The sequence below is a fragment of the Halorubrum xinjiangense genome (assembly GCF_900102375.1).
Lineage (GTDB): Archaea > Halobacteriota > Halobacteria > Halobacteriales > Haloferacaceae > Halorubrum > Halorubrum xinjiangense.
In genome coordinates, this window is record NZ_FNBO01000002.1 from 227,549 (window position 1) to 244,761 (window position 17,213).

The 17,213-nt window shown below is 71.3% G+C and carries 19 protein-coding genes; 9 read left to right on the plus strand and 10 right to left on the minus strand.

The genetic code is table 11. From position 1 onward, the window contains the following. Positions 1 to 29: 29 nt before the first annotated feature. From F3H13_RS04000 to F3H13_RS04010, 3 genes are all read right to left on the minus strand, one after another. Complete coding sequence (locus F3H13_RS04000; protein WP_149797766.1) at positions 30 to 1,301, minus strand: DHH family phosphoesterase; 1,272 nt, start codon at positions 1,299 to 1,301, stop codon at positions 30 to 32. A gap of 75 nt (positions 1,302 to 1,376) precedes the next feature. Further along, on the minus strand, positions 1,377 to 1,841 hold the full coding sequence (locus tag F3H13_RS04005) for a universal stress protein (protein WP_149797767.1): 465 nt from the start codon (positions 1,839 to 1,841) through the stop codon (positions 1,377 to 1,379). A gap of 477 nt (positions 1,842 to 2,318) precedes the next feature. Beyond that, a complete protein-coding gene (locus F3H13_RS04010; protein WP_149797768.1) occupies positions 2,319 to 3,992 on the minus strand; it encodes a heme-binding protein in 1,674 nt (557 codons plus the stop codon). Positions 3,993 to 4,131: 139 nt separating this feature from the next. Here F3H13_RS04010 and F3H13_RS04015 point away from each other — a divergent pair, with 139 nt between their 5' ends. Together F3H13_RS04015 and F3H13_RS04020 are read left to right on the plus strand one after the other, a co-directional pair. Then, a complete protein-coding gene (locus F3H13_RS04015) occupies positions 4,132 to 5,328 on the plus strand; it encodes a lycopene cyclase domain-containing protein (protein WP_149797769.1) in 1,197 nt (398 codons plus the stop codon). Between the two features lie 97 nt (positions 5,329 to 5,425). Beyond that, positions 5,426 to 6,031, plus strand: coding sequence for a PadR family transcriptional regulator (locus F3H13_RS04020; RefSeq protein WP_149797770.1), 606 nt, complete (start codon positions 5,426 to 5,428; stop codon positions 6,029 to 6,031). Positions 6,032 to 6,065: 34 nt separating this feature from the next. Here the strand turns inward: F3H13_RS04020 and F3H13_RS04025 are convergent, their stop codons facing one another. After that, on the minus strand, positions 6,066 to 6,899 hold the full coding sequence (locus F3H13_RS04025) for an SDR family NAD(P)-dependent oxidoreductase (RefSeq protein ID WP_188127991.1): 834 nt from the start codon (positions 6,897 to 6,899) through the stop codon (positions 6,066 to 6,068). Between the two features lie 269 nt (positions 6,900 to 7,168). Between F3H13_RS04025 and F3H13_RS04030 the strand changes: the two genes are divergently transcribed. The 4 genes from F3H13_RS04030 (at position 7,169) to F3H13_RS04045 (ending at position 10,230) form a co-directional block, all read left to right on the plus strand. Next, on the plus strand, positions 7,169 to 7,390 hold the full coding sequence (locus F3H13_RS04030; RefSeq protein ID WP_149797771.1) for a hypothetical protein: 222 nt from the start codon (positions 7,169 to 7,171) through the stop codon (positions 7,388 to 7,390). Between the two features lie 220 nt (positions 7,391 to 7,610). Next, positions 7,611 to 8,636, plus strand: a complete 1,026-nt coding sequence (locus F3H13_RS04035) for an ABC transporter substrate-binding protein (RefSeq protein WP_149797772.1) — start codon at positions 7,611 to 7,613, stop codon at positions 8,634 to 8,636. Continuing rightward, a complete protein-coding gene (locus F3H13_RS04040; RefSeq protein WP_149797773.1) occupies positions 8,636 to 9,439 on the plus strand; it encodes an ABC transporter permease in 804 nt (267 codons plus the stop codon). Before F3H13_RS04035 ends, F3H13_RS04040 begins: the two co-directional genes overlap by 1 nt. Then, positions 9,427 to 10,230: an ABC transporter ATP-binding protein gene (locus F3H13_RS04045; protein ID WP_149797774.1), complete on the plus strand. Its 804-nt coding sequence runs from the start codon at positions 9,427 to 9,429 to the stop codon at positions 10,228 to 10,230. Before F3H13_RS04040 ends, F3H13_RS04045 begins: the two co-directional genes overlap by 13 nt. A 32-nt stretch (positions 10,231 to 10,262) precedes the next feature. Here the strand turns inward: F3H13_RS04045 and F3H13_RS16105 are convergent, their stop codons facing one another. The 4 genes from F3H13_RS16105 to F3H13_RS04060 all read right to left on the minus strand — a co-directional run bounded on the left by F3H13_RS16105 (position 10,263) and on the right by F3H13_RS04060 (position 12,056). Continuing rightward, the gene (locus F3H13_RS16105) at positions 10,263 to 10,439 is read right to left on the minus strand and encodes a hypothetical protein (RefSeq protein ID WP_188127992.1); all 177 of its coding nucleotides are present in this window, start codon (positions 10,437 to 10,439) and stop codon (positions 10,263 to 10,265) included. A 109-nt stretch (positions 10,440 to 10,548) separates the two neighbouring features. Next, positions 10,549 to 10,776 carry a hypothetical protein gene (locus F3H13_RS04050; protein ID WP_149797775.1) on the minus strand — a complete coding sequence of 76 codons (228 nt, stop codon included), beginning with the start codon at positions 10,774 to 10,776 and terminating at the stop codon, positions 10,549 to 10,551. Between the two features lie 105 nt (positions 10,777 to 10,881). Then, entirely contained in the window at positions 10,882 to 11,520 is a 639-nt protein-coding gene (deoC, locus tag F3H13_RS04055) for a deoxyribose-phosphate aldolase (RefSeq protein WP_149797776.1), read from the minus strand. A gap of 173 nt (positions 11,521 to 11,693) precedes the next feature. Continuing rightward, positions 11,694 to 12,056 carry an Hsp20/alpha crystallin family protein gene (locus F3H13_RS04060; RefSeq protein WP_149797871.1) on the minus strand — a complete coding sequence of 121 codons (363 nt, stop codon included), beginning with the start codon at positions 12,054 to 12,056 and terminating at the stop codon, positions 11,694 to 11,696. 245 nt (positions 12,057 to 12,301) lie between these two features. On the opposite strand from F3H13_RS04060, the gene F3H13_RS04065 reads away from it, so the two are divergent. After that, the gene (locus F3H13_RS04065; protein ID WP_149797777.1) at positions 12,302 to 13,642 is read left to right on the plus strand and encodes an aminotransferase class III-fold pyridoxal phosphate-dependent enzyme; all 1,341 of its coding nucleotides are present in this window, start codon (positions 12,302 to 12,304) and stop codon (positions 13,640 to 13,642) included. Between the two features lie 48 nt (positions 13,643 to 13,690). On the opposite strand, the gene F3H13_RS04070 is transcribed toward F3H13_RS04065, so the two are convergent. Continuing rightward, positions 13,691 to 14,344 (minus strand): non-canonical purine NTP pyrophosphatase, encoded by a 654-nt coding sequence (locus tag F3H13_RS04070; protein ID WP_149797778.1) that lies wholly within the window; start codon positions 14,342 to 14,344, stop codon positions 13,691 to 13,693. Between the two features lie 108 nt (positions 14,345 to 14,452). Between F3H13_RS04070 and F3H13_RS04075 the strand changes: the two genes are divergently transcribed. After that, complete coding sequence (locus F3H13_RS04075) at positions 14,453 to 14,860, plus strand: SHOCT domain-containing protein (RefSeq protein ID WP_149797779.1); 408 nt, start codon at positions 14,453 to 14,455, stop codon at positions 14,858 to 14,860. A 15-nt stretch (positions 14,861 to 14,875) separates the two neighbouring features. On the opposite strand, the gene F3H13_RS04080 is transcribed toward F3H13_RS04075, so the two are convergent. Then, positions 14,876 to 15,907, minus strand: a complete 1,032-nt coding sequence (locus tag F3H13_RS04080; protein WP_149797780.1) for a zinc-dependent metalloprotease — start codon at positions 15,905 to 15,907, stop codon at positions 14,876 to 14,878. A gap of 170 nt (positions 15,908 to 16,077) precedes the next feature. Here F3H13_RS04080 and F3H13_RS04085 point away from each other — a divergent pair, with 170 nt between their 5' ends. Then, positions 16,078 to 17,154: a M20/M25/M40 family metallo-hydrolase gene (locus F3H13_RS04085; protein WP_149797781.1), complete on the plus strand. Its 1,077-nt coding sequence runs from the start codon at positions 16,078 to 16,080 to the stop codon at positions 17,152 to 17,154. Positions 17,155 to 17,213: the final 59 nt, after the last annotated feature.

Below are 17,213 nucleotides of genomic sequence, written 5' to 3' on the forward strand. Positions count from 1 at the left end.
CGGCCGACACCGCTCGTTTCTCGACGCCCCTACTCGGCCGCCGCGGCGCCGTCGGCGTCGCCCTCCTCGGCGTCGTCCTCCTCGGCCGCGACCTCCGCGGCGACGGCCTCGAACGCCGCGAGGATGACGCGCTTACACGCCTGCCCTTCGGTGCTCCAGTGGTGGGCGTAATCAAGCATGTCGTCGTAGATGTCGGGCTTACACCCCGCGGCCTGCGGGTGACCGCCGCCGTTCACCCGGCCGGCGACCTCGTGGGCGTGCCGGAAGTCCTCGGAGCCCCGGATCGAGGCCGACCCCGCGGGCTTGACGATCACGGCGGCGTCGGCGCCCGCCTCGCGGAGACGCTCCGCGACCTCGTTCTGCGAGCAGCGGCCGTAGGTGACCGCGACGCGCCAGTCGCCGACCTCGTGAGTGACCGCGCGGTCGACCGCGAGGTCGATCCTGGCCTCCTTCTCGACGCGGCGCTCCTCGACGAACGAGCGCACCGTCTCGGGGAGGTCGACGCCGTAGGCGCCGATCACGGCCGCGTACTCCTCGGCGCCGGCCCAGTAGGAGTAGTCGGCGAGGTCGTCGGAGCGCGGGTCCTCCTTGAGCCAGAGGTCGTGGTCGCGCGTGACCTCGGCGAGTTCGGCCCAGCGGTCGTCGAACGCGTGCTCCAGCGAGCGGAGCGTCACGTCTGCGGTGCACTCCTCGTCGGAGTCGCCGACGACGAGGTCGACGCCCGCCTCGCGGACCGCGGCGGCGGTCGCGTCGTCCCACTGGTGGTGGTCGAACCAGCGGATCGAATCGGTCGACGCCGCGAGCGCCTCAAGCGGCTCCGCGATCCACTCGTAGTCGTCGGGACAGAGGTCGCAGACGAACAGGTCGATGCCGTCGTCGGCGTACGCCTCGACGCGTTCGAGCGCGGTGTCTATCGAGTACGGGCCCGCCGAGAGCAGCCCGACCGGGGATTCGGCGTGGGCGTCGGCGAGGGGGTCGTCGCCATCGCTCTCGCTCTCTCCGTCGTCTGCCGCCGTCTCGTCCGATTCGTCGTCATCGTCCGCCAGCCGCGCCGCGATGGCGTCCTCGAAGGGCGCGACGTCGAGCGCGGCGTCGTACGCCTCGCGGACCATCGCCGCGCAGGCGAGGCCGTCGGCGTCGCCGTCGGCGATCACGACCGCCTCGCTGCCCTCGATCGCTTCCCTCGCTCGTCGCTCCGCGCGCTCGTCGTCCAGCGAGTCGGGGTAGAAGAACCCCTTCCCCGGCAGCTTCGTGTACCGCGACCGCGGGGCCTCCCCCGTCTCGATGAGGTCGTCGTCCATACCGTCGAGGCGGGCGGCAGCCGGAAAACTCCGCCGCTCTCGCGCCGCGCAGCGGGCGCGTCGCCCTCGCGGCGCTCAGATCGTCGTGCGCCGCGGGTCCTCCTCGGTCAGCTGTCGCACCGTCAACACCGGGACGGGGCAGGTCCGGACGACGCGCTCCGCGACGGAGCCGATGAGGAAGCGGTTCTCTCCGTGGCGCCCCCGGGTGCCCATCGCGACGAGGTCGGCGTCGACCGACCGGGCGTAGGCGTCGATCTCCGAGGCGGGGCGCCCCTCGCGGACCTCGATGGTCACGTCGAGGTCGTCGGCGCGGTCGTGGGCCGCGTCCGCGACGCGGTCGAGCGCGTCGCTCCCCTCGTCGTCGAGCGCGTCCCGGAGGTCATCTTGGACCGTGTCGGGCGACGACTCGACCTCGCCGGCGTCGACGACGTACACCGCGTGGACCTCGGCGTCGAACCGCGCCGCCACGTCGACCGCGACCGAGACGGCCCGCCGAACGCTGTCGGAGCCGTCGGTCGCGACCACGATGGTGTCGAACATGGACCCTCGTTCGCCGCAACGGCACCTAAAACCCGGCGGTCGGCGGAGGGGGCCCGGGGCGGCGGACGCGCCGCCGCGGCGGAGACACGATTTATAAGTGACCGGACGGGGCGGTGGCGCGTGCCGACGAGCGCCCGCAGGGCGCGAGTCGCACGCGCGAGGGAGTCGGTGGTCCGGAGCGCAGCGGAGGACCACCGACGAGGCTGGGGAGGCGTGAGGCTGCGGTGCTGCGCGGGGCGGGGTGGGACTCAAAGGGGCAGCCGTGAGGCGGGCGCAGGCGAAGCAAGGACCGCAAGGAACGAACGGAGCGAGTGACTGAGGACCGCAGCGAGCGTGCGCCCGCCTCACGGCTGGGGCTTTGGAGGTATCTGCCGTCGATCCACCGTCGATCATTTATAAGCGAGCGGCTGGGGCTTTGGCCGCGCTCGCCACCGGTCCGCTGTCGAGTATATAAAAAGTCTCGCCAGTCAGGCTACCTTACGCCAAGAAGACGTGTCGCGGGCGGTCGGCGAGCACGTCACGGCCCCACTGGACCGTCTCGGAGAACTCGTCGGAGCGCAAAAAGGCCATCGCGTCCTCCTTCGCGTTCCACTGGCTGGCGATGAACATGTCGTTCTCGTCTTCGGTGTTCACCATCAGGTCGGTCTCGACGTGGCCGTCCATCTCGCCGAGCAGGTCGCCGACGTCGTCGAAGGTGGCGACGAACTCCGACTGATAGTCTGGCTTGACGGTGTAGAACATCCCCATCGTGCCGAAGCCGGACTCCTCGCCGGCGCGCGCGACGATGTCGGGCAGCTCGGAGAGGAACCCGGCCGCGGTCTCGGCCGCCGACGCCGTGTCCCAGATGGAGACGACTGCGGCGCGGTCGGTGTGGCGGCCCTCGTACACCGCGGTCTTGACGTGCGTGCCGTAGTGGTCGAAGTTGCCGCGCAGCCCCTCGACCTCGTCGAACAGCGCGTCCACGTCGGCCTCGCTGTACAGCACCGTGGCGTACACGTCCTCGCCGTGGGGCTTCCCGGCGTAGATGTCGAGGTCGGCGAGCTCGCCGCGGATGTCCTCGTCCGACGCTTCGTCGTCGTGGCCACCGTCGCCGCCGGTCTCCCCCTCGCCATGGGGATGGTCGCCCTCGCCGCCGGCCTCGCCGTCGCCGTGCGGATGGTCGCCGTGGGCGGAGCCGCCGCCGGCGCCCGAGTGGTCGTGTCCCTCGCCGCGCCCGTGCGCGCCGTCGCCGTGGCCGCCGCCCTCACTGTGGCCGCCGCCCTCACTGTGGCCGCCGCCCTCGCTGTGGCCGCCGCCCTGGCCGTGATGACCGCCTTCGCCGTGGCCGCCTTCACCGTGATGGCCGGCGCCGTCCCCCTCGGGATCGCGCCCGGTCGGGACCGTCTCGCCGGCGAGGAAGGCGTCGAGGTCGCTCGGGGGGAACCGGCGGCCCACGTAGAAGTCGCCGAACTCGCCGTACCGCGAGGAGGCTGGATCGAATCGCATCTCGTAGACGATGTCCTTGATGTCGGTTGGGTCGGCGCCGAACAGCGTGACGCCCCACTCGTGGTCGTCGAAGCCGACGGAGGAGGCGATTACCTGCTTGATCTTGCCGGCGTACTCCTTGCCGACCTCGCCGTGGCCGGCCATCAGGTCGGCGCGCTCCTCGAACTTGAGGTCGTACCAGTTGTGTTCCTCGCCGCGGCGCTTGCTCATCGGGTAGAAGCTGACGTACTCGTCGTCGGGGATCTCGGGCTTGAGCTTCCCCTCGATGTATCGGCGCAGCCCCTCGTCGACGGCGTCGGCCCCCTCCTCGAAGTAGTCGTCCGAGACGTACCCCGACACCTCGGTGACGGAGACGTAAGAGGTCTCGCGCTCCGTGAACTTCGCGAGCGCGGTGTCCTCGAAGCGGCGCTCGATCGCGGAGAGGTCGTCGAGCGACGGCCGGAAGTGGATACAGAGGAGGTCGGCCTTGTGTCCCAGCACGGAGAAGAGCGCGGACTCGCCCGCGTCGGCGTCGGCGACCAGTTCGCGGTGTTTCAGGAAGGCCTCACCCTCCTCGATCGCTCGTCGGCGCTCGGACTCGGGCGCCTCGCGCCAGGCGTCCCAGTCGATAGCGCGGAAGTCGTGCAGCGAGAACCACCCTTCGGCGGTCTGTGGAGCCTCGACCATACGCCGGGTTGGGTCCCCGCGACTTAGGGGTTTGCGGGTCGTCGCCGCGTCGCCGGGACCGAACTCTTCTCGACGAGTTGAATGGTCGATACTCTGAAACTTCCAAAGCAATAAATCGTGATCAGCGTATTGGTAACGCATGGCAATCGCTCGGCACGAACGCGGACCCCGGGCGGATCTGCGGGCGTTGCTCTCGCAGGTCCACCCGGTGTTCATGTTACCGCCGCTGGCGGCCTCGTGGTTCGGCGCGGCCGTCGCCGGCGAGTTCGCGCTCTCGGCCGGCGCGGTTCACATGACCGCGATCTTCTTCGCCGTGTACACGGCGCACGTAAAGGACGGCTACGTCGACTTCCACCGGCGCGGCGAGGACGACGACCACCCGATGACGGTCCGCGGCTGCCGCCTCTCCCTCCTCGCCGCCGGCGTCGGCTTCGCCGCCTGTACGCTCGCACTCGCCGTGCTCGTCGGCCCGGGCGCCGCGCTCGTCACCCTCCCGACCTGGTTCGTCGGATTCCTCCACGCGCCGCAGCTCGACACGAACCCGATCACCACCACGCTGGGGTATCCGACCGGCATCGCGCTCGCGCTGCTCGGCGGCTTCTACGTCCAGACGACCGCAGTGAGCGCGACGATACTTGGCTTCGCGCTCGTCTTCCTCGTGACGCTCGCCGGGGTGAAGGTCATCGACGACGAACAGGACTACGCGTATGACAAGTCGATCGACAAGCGGACCGTCTCGGTGCTCCTCGGCCGAAAACGAGCCCGGACGCTGGCGTTCTCCCTGCTGATGCTCGGGCTCGTCGGCGTCCTCTGGGGAACGGTCGCCGGGCTATTCCCGCCGTCGGCGCCGGCCGCGGCGCTCGCGTTCGGCTCGGTCGCGCTGGTGGCGAGCCGGGCCGGCCCGACGGTCGCGACGATGCTCCTGATCCGCGGCGCCTACGTCTTCTTGGCCCTCCTGCTCGTGGCCGTCTGGTTCCGACCGCTCTCCGGCACCGCGATTCCGGACATCACCGTTCTCGGGCCGTACACGTACCTCGCCACCGAGGTCGCGTTCGGCGCGCTCGCCGTCGGCCTGCTCCGCTACGCCGGCGCGCTCCGTGAAGCGGCTCGGACGGTCGCCACCCTGTATCCGATCGCGTACCTCTGGGACTGGTACACGCTGGAGGTCGGCGTCTTCGAGATCGCGCTGCGCACCGGGTACGACCTGTTCGGGATCCCGATCGAGGAGCACCTCTTCATGATCGTCGTGCCGGCGCTCGTCGTCGGGATCCACGAGACCATCCGGACGCTCTCGGCCGAGTCGGACGACGCCTTTCGGAGCGATCCAAACACCTGAACGGGCTCGGGGGTCAACCTCGGGGTTCGACCCCGCGGTTCGACGGCGTATCGCCGGGACCGAAACCCTTTCACGACGACTCGGCGACGTAGGGACGATGCGGAAAAGCGGCCCGCCGAAAGGACTGATCTCGTATCTCGTGTTGGAGCTGCTCGACGAGCGCCCTCGCTACGGCTACGAGCTGCTCGGCGAGATCACGGAGATCAGCGGCGGGCACTGGGAGCCCTCCTACGGCTCCGTCTACCCGATCCTCTACAAGTTCGAGGAGGAGGGCGTCGCCGAGCGGGTCGAGCGCGCCGACGAGCCCGACCGCAAGTACTTCGCGCTCACCGACGCGGGCCGCGAAGAGCTCGCCGAGAAGCGCCGCGCCATCGGCGGCGAGGCGAAGGACTTCGGCGACGTCGTCCTCGGCTTCTACCACCTGTACGCCGCGCTCGCCACCGACGGCCGCTTCGAGGTGGACGACGCGGACGCCGACTGGGAGTACTCCGAGCGGTACAGCGCGTGGACCGTCGAGCAGATGATCCGCCACCACGAGCGCGACTTCGGCGAGTTCGAGCGGATCGACGCCTCGCCGGAGGAGTTCTACGCGGCGGACGAGACTGAGCCTGATTCGTCCGAACCGGAGGTCGCCGACGACGCGGAGGAGTCGGAGGGACCGTCCGGCGCCGAGGGGTCCTCGTCCGGCGCGGCCGACGACTAACGCCCGACGCGTCTCTCGCGGCGGACCGAGCCGCTCACCGGCGGAGCAACCGCCACAGGACCCCGCCCGGGAGCCCGGCGCGGACGAGCCGGTCGTACAGCCGGTCCGGGAGGACGCGCGCGAGGCGCGGCAGCCACCGCGCCCGGCGGCTCACCCGGTACCGCGTCCGCGGGCGGTCCGCGGTCGTCGCGGTCACCACGCGTTCGACGACCGTCTCGACGTCCGTGGCGGCCGGCGAGTACCCCTCGAACGCGCGGTAGGCGTCGGCGTAGGGGCTTTCCTCGCCCGCTCCCTCGCCGTTCGCCCCCTCGCCGTTCGCCTTCTCGACCGCCGACGCGGCCCGCTCGTTGAACCCGGTCTGGACGGGGCCGGGTTCGACCAGCGCGACGTCGACCCCGCGGTGCGCGACCTCGCGGCGCAGCGCGCTTACGTAGCCGTCGAGGCCGGCCTTCGCGGCGCTGTACGCGCCGTGGTACGGCAGCGGGACCGACCCCACCATCGATCCGACGACGACGACCCGGCCGCCGCGCTCGCGGAGCGTCGGGAGCGCCGCGGCGACGGTCGCGTGTACCGCGGTCAGGTTCGTCTCCATCTGGCGGCGAAACGCCTCGGCCGAAGTGTCCTCGATCGCCGCGATCTCGTACCCCCCGACGCAGGAGACGACCGCGTCGAGCGGGCGGTCCGCGAGCAGGTCGCGGACGGCCGCCTCGTCTCGGAGGTCGACGACGGCGGTCTCGATTCCGTCCGGCAGGTCCGCGAGCCCCGCTGCGTCGCGGTCGACCCCGAGGACCTCGTGGCCGGCGGCCGCGAGCGAGCGCGCGACGCCGCCGCCGATCCCGCCCGCCGCCCCCGTCACGAGAACGTCCATGGTCGCGGTTCGCGGCGGGGTCAGTAGACGGTGGCGGTTCGGGCCGTTGGTCCCCCCGACGTCGACGTCCGGGCCGTTGGTCCCCCCGACGTCGACGTCCGGGCCAAGGTCGCTCGCTCGGCGCCAGGGTCCGAGCCAAGGTCGCTCGCTCGGCGCCAGGGTCCGGGCCAAGGTCGCTCACCCGACGCCGGCGTCCGGGTCCCGGTCGCCCGCCGGACCCGGCCCCGCCGCCCGAAGGCATATATCCGACACGGGCGATTGTCGGCGTAATGTCCACCGACGAGCCGTCCGTCCCGATCGTCTGCGACGAGTGCGAGACGGAGACCCGCGTGCCGCTCGACGACCTCGCGGACGCGCTCGACAAACACAACGCCCAGAAACACGACGGCGAGGCCGTCGCCGAGGTCGACCCGGCGATCAAAGACCGGCTCGCCGACCTCGTCGCCGAGGACTTGGGGCTGTTCGACGAGGAGGCGGTCGAGGAGGGCTGAACGACCGCCGCGACCGCCGCGAGGGCCGACCGCCGCGACCGAATCGGCGACGAAGTCGCAAAAATTGCGGCGTTCCGTGACGTTCCCGGGCCGTTCGAAACCCTCGAATGGCTTATTTCGGGGTCTCGGACGCTGTTTTCGGTGCTTCTCGGCCGTCACCGGAACGCGCTTCCGTTGCTGGTGACGCGAGGGTGTTCCCCGCGGAACCACTTCCCTTCGTATGTACGAACCAACGCGGACAGCGTCGCGGCGGTCGTTCCTCGCAGCTGCGGGCGGTACCGCAACGGTCGGCCTCGCCGGCTGTCTCGGCGGCGGCGGCGGCGGACTCGACGAGGTGACGGTCGCGCACATGCCGATCTACCCGGACCTCCAGTGGTACGTGATGGAAGGCGAGGGGTACTTCTCCGAGATCGACGCCGAGATATCCGGCCAGGAGTTCACCGACGGCCCGGCGATCGTCCAGGCGCTCGGCGGCGGCGACATCGATGTCGCGATGTTCGGGATCGTCCCCGCGATGATCGCGATCGACCGCGGCATCTCGGCACGGGTGACCGCAGCGAACATCCGGGAACCGATGGGGATCATGGCCGAGTCCTCGTTCCACGAGACGTTCGAGGCGCAGGGCGCGGACGCGTTCGCGGCGTGGGAAGAAGAGGAGGGCGAGCCGTTCACCTTCGGCACGTTCCCGCAGGGAAGCGTCCCGGACGTGCTGCTCCGCTACTGGCTCCGCGACGTCGGCGTCGACCCCGAGGCGAACGACAGCGTGGAGATAATCGAGATCAACGGCGCTAGCTCGGTCTGGCAGGCGATCGCCAACGGCGAGATCGACGGCACCTCGATCATGGAGCCGGTGCCGACCATCGCGCAGGCCGAGGAGTCGTCCGTGACGATGCTCCGGACCGCGGCCGATGTCCTCCCCGGGCAGCCGGCCGCCGTCACCCTGATGAGCGACGCGGTCCGGGACTCGCCGGTCGCGGCGCAGTTCCTCGAGGGGCACGTCCGCGCGACCGAGTTCATCGAGGCGAACCCGGACGCGACCGCCGCCCACGTCGAGGAGGGGATCGGGATGCCCGCCGACCGCGCGCGGAACGCGCTCGACTCGCCGCTGTCGAACTTCATCACCGACCCCAACGAGATCACCGACGCGACGCAGGTGTTCGCCGAGTTCGCGGCCGGGAACGGCCAGATAGACGAACAGCTGTCGAACGACCGGGTATTCGACCTCGAGGTGTACGACTCGCTCTGATGGCGACCGAAACCGCATCGCCCGTCGGCGAGGACGAGGCGCTCGCGGGCATCGGCCTCGGTGACGGCCGGCGACTCCTCCGGGGCGCCGCGGGCGTCGTCGGGTTCCTCGCCGTCTGGTACGCCGTCTCGCTCACGCAGGACCCGTTCGTCCTCCCCTCGCCGGTCGCGGTCGCGGGGGCGTTCGCGAGCGAGCTCGCCGCGGGCGACATGACGGCGGCGCTGCTCCAGAGCGTCAGCCACTGGGTCCCCGGCACGATGGCCGGGACGGGCCTGGGGGTCGCCGCCGGCGTCGCGTTCGGATGGAGCCGACTCTTGGACGACCTGACGGCCCCGCTCGTCCGGACGCTGCGCCCGGTCCCGCCGCTCGCGCTCATCGGCTTCGCGATCGCGTGGTTCGGGATCAACGACTGGGGCGCCGCCTTCATCATCGCCGTCGGCGCGTTCTGGATCAACTTCTACGCGGCGTACGGCGCCGTGGAGGGCGTGAGCGAGGACCTGCTCGACGTGGGGCGGACGCTCGGCGTGCGCGGCGACCTCGACGCGGTGCGCTCGATCGTGCTGCCCGCGTCGATGCCGGGGATCCTGACCGGGATCCGGACCGGACTGGGACGGTGTTGGATGCTCGTCGTCGCCTCGGAGATCTTCGGCGTCCCCGGGGTCGGCCGCGAGATCATCCGCGCCAGCAACAACCTGCGCGTCGACCGGGCGATCGCGTACATCCTCGTGTTGAGCCTGATGTACCTGCTCGTCGACGTGGCGTTCCGCGCGGTCGAACGGAGGGCGTTGGCGTGGCGGGCGTGAACGGCGACGCCGACGGCGCTCCCCTCTCCCCTGCGGCGGCGAGCGTCGCCCTCGACGGGGTCGGCAAGACGTACTCCGGCGACGGCGACGGCGGCTCGGTGCGCGCGCTCGACGACGTGTCCTTCTCGGTCGCGGACGGGGAGTTCGTCTGCCTCGTCGGCCCGTCTGGCTGCGGGAAGACCACGCTGTTCCGGATCGTGGCCGGGCTTACCGAGGCGACCGACGGCCGCGTCCTCCTCGACGGCACCGAGGTCACCGGCCCCACGACCGACATGGGCGTGGTGTTCCAGGAGTACCACCTGTTCCCGTGGCTGACCGTCGCGGAGAACGTCGGGTTCGGCCTCGAACGGAGCGACCGCTCGCCGGACGAGCGCGAGGCGCGGGTCGAGGAGATGCTCGACCTCGTCGGGCTGACGGAGTTCCGCGACGCGTACCCGAAGTCGCTGTCGGGCGGCATGAAACAGCGCGTCGCCATCGCCCGGTCGCTCGCGGTCGATCCGGACCTCCTCCTCATGGACGAGCCGTTCGGCGCGGTCGACGCCCAGACCCGCGAGATGCTCCAGCGCGAACTGCTCGACGTGTGGGCGTCGACGGGGAAGACCGTCCTCTTCGTCACGCACGACGTGGCGGAGGCGGTGACGCTCGCGGACCGGGTCGTCGTGATGGCCGCCGAGCCGGGGCGCGTCCGCGAGGTCGTCGACGTCGACGTCGAGCGCCCGCGCGAGCGCGGCGACGCCGCGTTCGCGGAGTACGTCGGCCGCGTGCGAGAGCTGATCGGGGCCGGACCCTAGCCGTTCGGGACGCGCTCTCGTCGTCGGTCCAGCTACGACTCCTCGTCGGCTTCGCGCTCCTCGACGCGCGCTGCCAGCTCGTCGACGTGGGTGCGCAGCGTCGCCAGCGTCGCGTCCGCGTCGGCGTACCCCTCGTCGTAGTCGTCGAGCGCGGCCGCCGCTCGGTCGAGAAAGCGTTCCACCGCCGGGTCCGTCGACTCGTCGGTCATGCGAGACCGTCCGCCCGCGAGCGGTTTATGTCTCCCGGCGGCGCGGTCAGACGCCGGCGGGATGGTCGAACGCCGGCGGGACGGTCGAACGCCGGCGGCGCGTGCCCGGTTACTGTCGCCGACGGAGCGCGTACGTCGTGTAGCCGACCGCGGCGACGAGCGCGGCGGAGAGGAGGGTGCCGAAGACGGCGGGCGACGCGGTGACGTAGTCGCCGAACGGGTCGGTCAGCGCGAACACGGCCACGATGAGCGCGAGCGAGATGGCGATGCCGACCGCGCCGAACGCCTTGAACGCCGCGTCGAGGTCGAATCCACGCGATCCCTGTTGGTGGCTCATACCCCGCCGTACGCGCTCCAGTTTTAAATCCGTGCGCTGGATTTTCACGCCGAGAGAACGGCGACGGCGACGCTCACTCGGAGAATCCCTCGGCGACGGCGACGCTCACTCGGAGAATCCCTCGACGATGGCGACGCCGGAGGAGGCGCCGATCCGGACGGCGCCCGCCTCGAGCATGGCGGTCGCCTCCTCGTAGGAGCCGACGCCGCCGGAGGCCTTCACCGGCAGGTACTCGCTCATCAGTTCGACGTCGGGGACCGTCGCGCCGCCGTCGGCGAAGCCGGTCGAGGTCTTCACCATGTCGGCGTCCGCGGCGACGGCGGCCTCGCAGGCGCGGCGCTTCTCGGCGTCGTCGAGGAGGGCGGTCTCGATGATCACCTTCACCGGGACGGGCACGGCCGCGACGACGTCCGCCAGCTCGTCGGCGACCGCGCCGTCGTCGCCCGCCTTCAGCCGGCCGACGTTGATCACGATGTCGATCTCGCCGGCGCCGGCCTCCCACGCCGCGACCGCCTCATCGCGCTTGATCGCGGGCGCGTGCTGCCCGTGCGGGAACCCGACCACGGTGGCGACCGCCTCGGGGTCGGCCTCGTACGCGACCGCCTCGGCGACGTAACACGGCGGGACACAGGCGTTCATCCCGTGAGCGGCGGCCTCGTCGAGAACGGTCCGCACGTCGGCCGGGGTCGTCTCGGGGCCGAGGACGGTGTGGTCGATGCTGGCGGCGAACTCCTCGCGGTTCATGCCTCGTCCGTCGCGTCGGGAGCTAAAAGGCGTGCGGGGTCGACGTCGCGGTCGGCTCCGACACGGGCGGCTCGGATCGACGCGAAAAACCGGGACGTGCGGTCGAAAAACGCGCGGAGGGGAGGGATAGCGACCGGCGCGGCGCCGGTCGGTCGAGGCGGACGGCGCCGAGGTCAGCCCTTGATCTCGATCTCCGTGCCGGAGACGGCGCCCTCGACGGTCACCGGGAGCCGGACCGTCAGGATGCCGTTCCGGTACTCGGCCTCGATGGCGTCCTCGTCGATCGCCTTCGGGAAGCGGAACCGCCGGTGGTACGTCCGGCGGGTCCCGCGGCGCTCGTCTTCGTGTTCGCCGGCGACGTTGAGCACGCCGTCGTTCCACGAGGCGGTGATCTCCGCCGGGTCGAACCCGGGGAGCTCGACTGAGAGGACGAACTCGCCGTCCTCTTCGTACAGTTCGTAGTCGTTGCTACCGGATTCAAGCAGTCGGCTCGGGAAGTCGAGTCCCTGCGTCCACGTGTTGGCCGGTTCGAGCATGGGCATTGCTGACCACCTCGAACGCATCCGAAACTACGATTGCTATTCTATAAAAATCTGCCGAATTATGAGATTATTTAACATTTGCGGTCGAGCGCGTCTCCGAACCGACCACACGCTTCGCGGCGCTGCACCGACGGATCCGGTCGTCACCGCGGATACCGCCGAGCGAACGATCGTTGGAGAATTCTCCAACTATCTCGCGATCGCCCCGGATTTATTCCATCTGCGTGCCACCGCGGCTCATGGATCGCGACACCGTCACGCCCGCCGTCACGGACCTCCCCGGCGAGCGCGCTCGCGAGTGGGTCGAGTACCACCACGAGTCGGCCGCGCCGAGCACCTACGTCTACGAGTTCGTCTGGGACCGCACCGCCCCCGCCGAGGGCCCGTTCTGCACCGACGTCGACGGCAACGTCCTCTTAGACTTCACCAGCCACGTCGCCGCCGCGCCGCTCGGGTACAACAACCCGCTCATCATGGACCGCCTCGAAGAGTTCGACCTCGTCGACCCGCTGAAGATCGCCGGCCAGGACTTCTACGCCGCGGGCGGCCCCGCGCCGGGCGACGGGATCCCCGGCGCCTCTGGGCTGATGGACCGCCTGACGGACCTGACGAGCCACTACGACATGGACACCGTCTTCCTCTCGAACTCCGGGGCGGAGGCGGTCGAGAACGCCATCAAGATCGCCTACGACGCCGCCGACGGCGCCAAGTACGCGATCACCTTCGACGGGGCGTTCCACGGGCGGACGCTGGGCGCGCTCTCGCTCAACCGCTCGAAGTCCGTCTACCGCCGCGAGTTCCCGGAGGTGAGCGGCGTGATGGACGTCCCGTACTGCGACGACCGGACCTGCTCGCCGGAGACCTGCTCGTGCGGCTTCTTCGCCGACGGCGTCTCGCGGCTCCGCCGCAAGCTCGACCCGAAGCGCGGCAACGTTCACCCGGACGACGTGGCGTACCTCATCATGGAGCCGATCCAGGGCGAGGGCGGCTACCGGTTCCCCTCCGAGGCGTTCACCGACGAGATCGCGGCGCTCGCCGAGGAACACGACATCACGCTGATCGCCGACGAGATCCAGTCGGGCGTCGGCCGCACCGGCGAGATGTGGGGATCCGACCACTATGCGTACGAGCCGGACGTGATATCGAGCGCGAAGGGGCTCCGCGTGGGCGCGACCGTTTCGCGGAGCGACGTCTTCCCCGAGGAGACGGGGCGCCTCTCCTCGACGTGGGGCGCCGGCGACCTGATCGCCTCGGCGCAGGGCGCGCTCACGCTCGACGCCATCGAGGAGGCCGACCTCATGGACAACGCCGTCGTCCGCGGCCGGCAGTTCAAAGAGACGCTGCGCGACGCCGAACTCGACGCCGTCGCGGACGTCCGCGGGAAGGGACTCCTGCTCGCCGTCGAGTTCGACACGAAGGAGCGCCGGGACGCGGTCGTGGAGCACGCGTTCGATCGCGGCCTCCTCACGCTCGCGTGCGGCCATAAGGTCCTCCGGATCCTCCCGCCGCTCGACGTCACCGAACGCGAGATAGCGCTCGGCTCCGAGCTCCTCACGGACGCGATCACGGCCGCGGCCTGAAACGGGCTCGGCCCGGGCGTCGTCGCCCGCGGCCCGCCGCCGCGCCCCTCAGCGGTCCGCGTACCACTCCGCGAACTTTTCGAGGGCTCGCCCGCGGTGCGACACCGCGTTCTTCCGGTCGGTGTCCATCTCCGCGAACGTCTCGCCGTCGTGTTCGAAGATCGGGTCGTACCCGAACCCGCCGTCACCTCGCGGGGCGACGATCCGGCCCGGGACGTACCCCTCGAACAGCTTGACCGGGAGCGGGTCGGTCTCGGGACCGTCCGCGCCGTCGCCGTCATCCTCGCCCTCGTCCGGGCCCGCCGCCGCGGCCACGTCGCGGTCGCCTCGGTCGACGGGGTCGGGGCTCGCGGCGAACCCCTCGCCGTCGCAGTAGCCGAGCACGCACCGGAAGGCGGCGCGGCGGTCGTCGAGGTCGGCGGCGATCTCGTGGACGCGCTCGACCCCGAGGGTGTCCTCGACGTACGAGGAGTAGGGTCCGGGGAAGCCGTCGAGCCCCTCGACGAACAGCCCCGCGTCGTCGACGAGGACCGGCGCGTCCGCGTGGCGGTACGCTTCGCGGGCCCCCCGCGCCGCGATCGGGCCGAGTTCGTCGGCCTGGACCTCCGTGTAGTCGAAGTCGAGCCGCTCCACCGAGCCGTCCGGGAGGTACCGCTCCGCCTCGCGCACCTTCCCCGGGTTCGTCGTCACGTACCTGAGCACGGATCGCCGTGGGCGGGCCCGCGACGAATAGCCGTCGGTCGCGTGCGACGGTGAAAATCCGCCCGACCCGGCAGTACGCTTTTGTCGACGCGACGAAATCCGTCGGGTATGGCCCTCCCCACGTTCGAGAAGAACCGGCTCATCGGCCTCATCGGGATCCTCTCGTTCGGGCTCACGTCGCTCTTCGCCGTCATCATCCCGGGCCCGCTGGAGGCGCTGATCCCAGCGACGTTCATCGCGGGGTTCTTCATCCTCATCCCGTTGGTGTTGGTGCTCGGCGAGGACTTCCCGCTCGTCGCGTCCGACGACCCCGACGCGTCGACCGAAATCGGTGCCTCAGCCGACCGGCCGATCGCGGCGTTACGCGAGCGCTACGCGACCGGCGAGATAGACGAGGCGGAGTTCGAGCGGAAGCTCGACCGGCTGTTAGCGACCGAGGACCTCGACGAGCGGTTCGACCGGGTCGAGTCCGGCCGGATCGGGGACAGCCGAGAGCGCGACCTCGAACTGGAGTGAGTCGGTTCGCTGCGCTCAGGGGTCGACGCGGACGAGCCACGCCTCGGGGTCGTCGATCTCTCCGGCGGTCGGGAGGTTCTCGGGGCGCTCCCAGACGGCGCCGGCGGCCTCGACGCCGCGCGCGTCAGCGACGTGCCGGAAGAAGGCGGCGCCGCGCTCGTACTGCCGGCGCTTGAGCCCCAGCCCGAGCAGGCGCTGCGCGAGCCGGCGCACGGGGCCGCCCCCACCGCGGCGCTCGTCCAGCTTCGCCCGGAGGTCCGCGTACTCGCCGTCGAACGCGCGGTCCATCAGCACCTCGGCGTACCCCTCGACCGCGGTCATCGCGGCCTGGAGCTCCGCGAACGCGTCGGGGTCGAGTCCGCGGCCCGCGCCCCCGGCGCCGCCGACCATCCCCTCGACGCCGCGCTCGACGCGCGACTCGAGGTACTCCGGGAGCCACGGCGCCGCGCCGAACTCGGCGGCGTGGGTCACCTCGTGGAACGCGATCCACCGCCGGAACCGGGGGTAGTCGACGTCGAGCGCGCTCGCGACCGCGACGATGTTCGGGTGGACGAAGTAGAGCCCGTGGTCGGCGTCCGGCTCGTCGGCGAGGAGCAGCGGGTCGTACTGGCCGAGGACGTTCCGCGCGAGGAAGCCCAGCGCGAACGCCATCGAGCCCGTGTTGGCGACCCGCGAGAGGTCCCGCGCGAACGCCGGAGGGCGCTTCGCGGGCGTCACGTCGAACGTCCCGTCCGGGCCGCCGGGGTCCGCCGCGGCCGCCTCGATCGGGTCCATCACGCGCCGGAAGGTGCCGACGCTCGCGTCGATCCAGTGGTGGCGGTTCTGTACCTCCACGGTGTCGGGCACGTCGAACTCGATCCCTGCCACCTCGGCCAGCCGCGAGCGCGCGTCGCGGACGTCGGCGGCGTACCCCGCGCGCTCCGCGTCGGTGAGCGCGATCGATCCGGGGTCCGTGGCGTCCCTCGCGGCCGCCGCGGCCCGGTCCCAGTCGACGACGCCCGGTCCCTCCGCCTCGGCGACGGCCCGGACGCTTCGGAGGATGTCCATACGGATCCGACGGGCGGCCGCCTCAAAGCGCTTGTGTCGACCGGTCCGCGCGCCGGCGGACTCGCGGCGGGTTCCCGTACCCGCGGACTCGTCGACGGTCCGGGCGCCGAACGCGCGGGGTACGCCGCCGACACCGACGTTTTCTTGCCGGCCGCCGCACAGCCACCGGCATGGACGACGAACGCAGCGCGTTCCTCGACGACCTCCTCGCGACGCCGAGCCCCTCGGGCTTCGAGACGGCCGCCCAGCGCGTCTGGACCGACTACGTCCGCGCGTTCGCGGACCGGGTCGACACCGACGCCTATGGCAACGCGGTCGCGGTCCACGAGGGCGACCCCGACGCGCCGACGGTCGCCGTCACCGGTCACGCCGACGAGATCGGGTTCATCGTCCGCGACGTGCTCGACGACGGGTTCCTCCGAATCGGGCGGATCGGCGGCTCCGACCGCACCGTCTCGAAGGGCCAGCACGTCACGGTCCACGCCGAGGAGCCGGTCCAGGGCGTCGTCGGGCAGACGGCGATCCACTTGCGGGACGGAGGCGACGAGGAGTACGAGGACGTCGCGGCCCAGTTCGTCGACATCGGCGCCGCGGACGCCGACGAGGCGCGCGAGCACGTCGAGGTCGGCGACCCGGTCACGTTCTCGACGGGCCGCCGCGAGCTCGTCGGCGACCGGATCGCCGCCCGCGGGGTCGACAACCGGGCCGGCGCGTGGGCGGCCGCGGAGGGCCTCCGCCGCGCGGCCGAGGCGGACGTCGACGCCACCGTCTACGCGGTCTCGACCGTCCAAGAGGAGGTCGGGCTCCAGGGCGCGCGGATGGTCGGCGTCGACCTCGACGACGTCGACGCATTCGTCGCGGTCGACGTCACGCACGCCACCGACAACCCGGACGTCGACCGCGAGCGCCGCGGCCCGGTCGAGCTCGGCGCCGGCCCGGTGATCGGGCGCGGCAGCGCGAACCACCCGGTCCTCGTCGACCTCGCGCGCGACGCGGCCGCGGAGGCCGACGTCGACGTCCAGCTCCAGGCGGCCGGCACCCGGACCGGCACCGACGCGGACGCGTTCTACACGGCGCGCGACGGCACCCCCGCGCTCAACGTCTCGATCCCGAACCGGTACATGCACACGCCGGTCGAGGTGATCGACACGACCGACCTCGACGCCGTCGCCGACCTCCTTGCCGCGATCGGGGACGCAGCGGGCGATTTCGCGGCCGGACCGGCACCGTTCGCCGTCGACGTCTGAGCGAGACGCGCCACGATAAACCGGGACACGGCGGCGTCGAAACGGAACTGTTTTACTAT

Coding starts and splice junctions, on each gene's coding strand:
- F3H13_RS04000 (WP_149797766.1), bottom strand. CDS start 1,301: ATGGACGACGACCTCATCGAGACGGGGGAGGCCCCGCGGTCGCGGTAC.
- deoC (WP_149797776.1), bottom strand. CDS start 11,520: ATGAACCGCGAGGAGTTCGCCGCCAGCATCGACCACACCGTCCTCGGC.
- F3H13_RS04085 (WP_149797781.1), top strand. CDS start 16,078: ATGGACGACGAACGCAGCGCGTTCCTCGACGACCTCCTCGCGACGCCG.
- F3H13_RS04005 (WP_149797767.1), bottom strand. CDS start 1,841: ATGTTCGACACCATCGTGGTCGCGACCGACGGCTCCGACAGCGTTCGG.
- F3H13_RS04040 (WP_149797773.1), top strand. CDS start 8,636: ATGGCGACCGAAACCGCATCGCCCGTCGGCGAGGACGAGGCGCTCGCG.
- F3H13_RS04075 (WP_149797779.1), top strand. CDS start 14,453: ATGGCCCTCCCCACGTTCGAGAAGAACCGGCTCATCGGCCTCATCGGG.
- F3H13_RS04020 (WP_149797770.1), top strand. CDS start 5,426: ATGCGGAAAAGCGGCCCGCCGAAAGGACTGATCTCGTATCTCGTGTTG.
- F3H13_RS04065 (WP_149797777.1), top strand. CDS start 12,302: ATGGATCGCGACACCGTCACGCCCGCCGTCACGGACCTCCCCGGCGAG.
- F3H13_RS04035 (WP_149797772.1), top strand. CDS start 7,611: ATGTACGAACCAACGCGGACAGCGTCGCGGCGGTCGTTCCTCGCAGCT.
- F3H13_RS16105 (WP_188127992.1), bottom strand. CDS start 10,439: ATGACCGACGAGTCGACGGACCCGGCGGTGGAACGCTTTCTCGACCGA.
- F3H13_RS04030 (WP_149797771.1), top strand. CDS start 7,169: ATGTCCACCGACGAGCCGTCCGTCCCGATCGTCTGCGACGAGTGCGAG.
- F3H13_RS04025 (WP_188127991.1), bottom strand. CDS start 6,899: ATGGACGTTCTCGTGACGGGGGCGGCGGGCGGGATCGGCGGCGGCGTC.
- F3H13_RS04060 (WP_149797871.1), bottom strand. CDS start 12,056: ATGCTCGAACCGGCCAACACGTGGACGCAGGGACTCGACTTCCCGAGC.
- F3H13_RS04015 (WP_149797769.1), top strand. CDS start 4,132: ATGGCAATCGCTCGGCACGAACGCGGACCCCGGGCGGATCTGCGGGCG.
- F3H13_RS04080 (WP_149797780.1), bottom strand. CDS start 15,907: ATGGACATCCTCCGAAGCGTCCGGGCCGTCGCCGAGGCGGAGGGACCG.
- F3H13_RS04050 (WP_149797775.1), bottom strand. CDS start 10,776: ATGAGCCACCAACAGGGATCGCGTGGATTCGACCTCGACGCGGCGTTC.
- F3H13_RS04010 (WP_149797768.1), bottom strand. CDS start 3,992: ATGGTCGAGGCTCCACAGACCGCCGAAGGGTGGTTCTCGCTGCACGAC.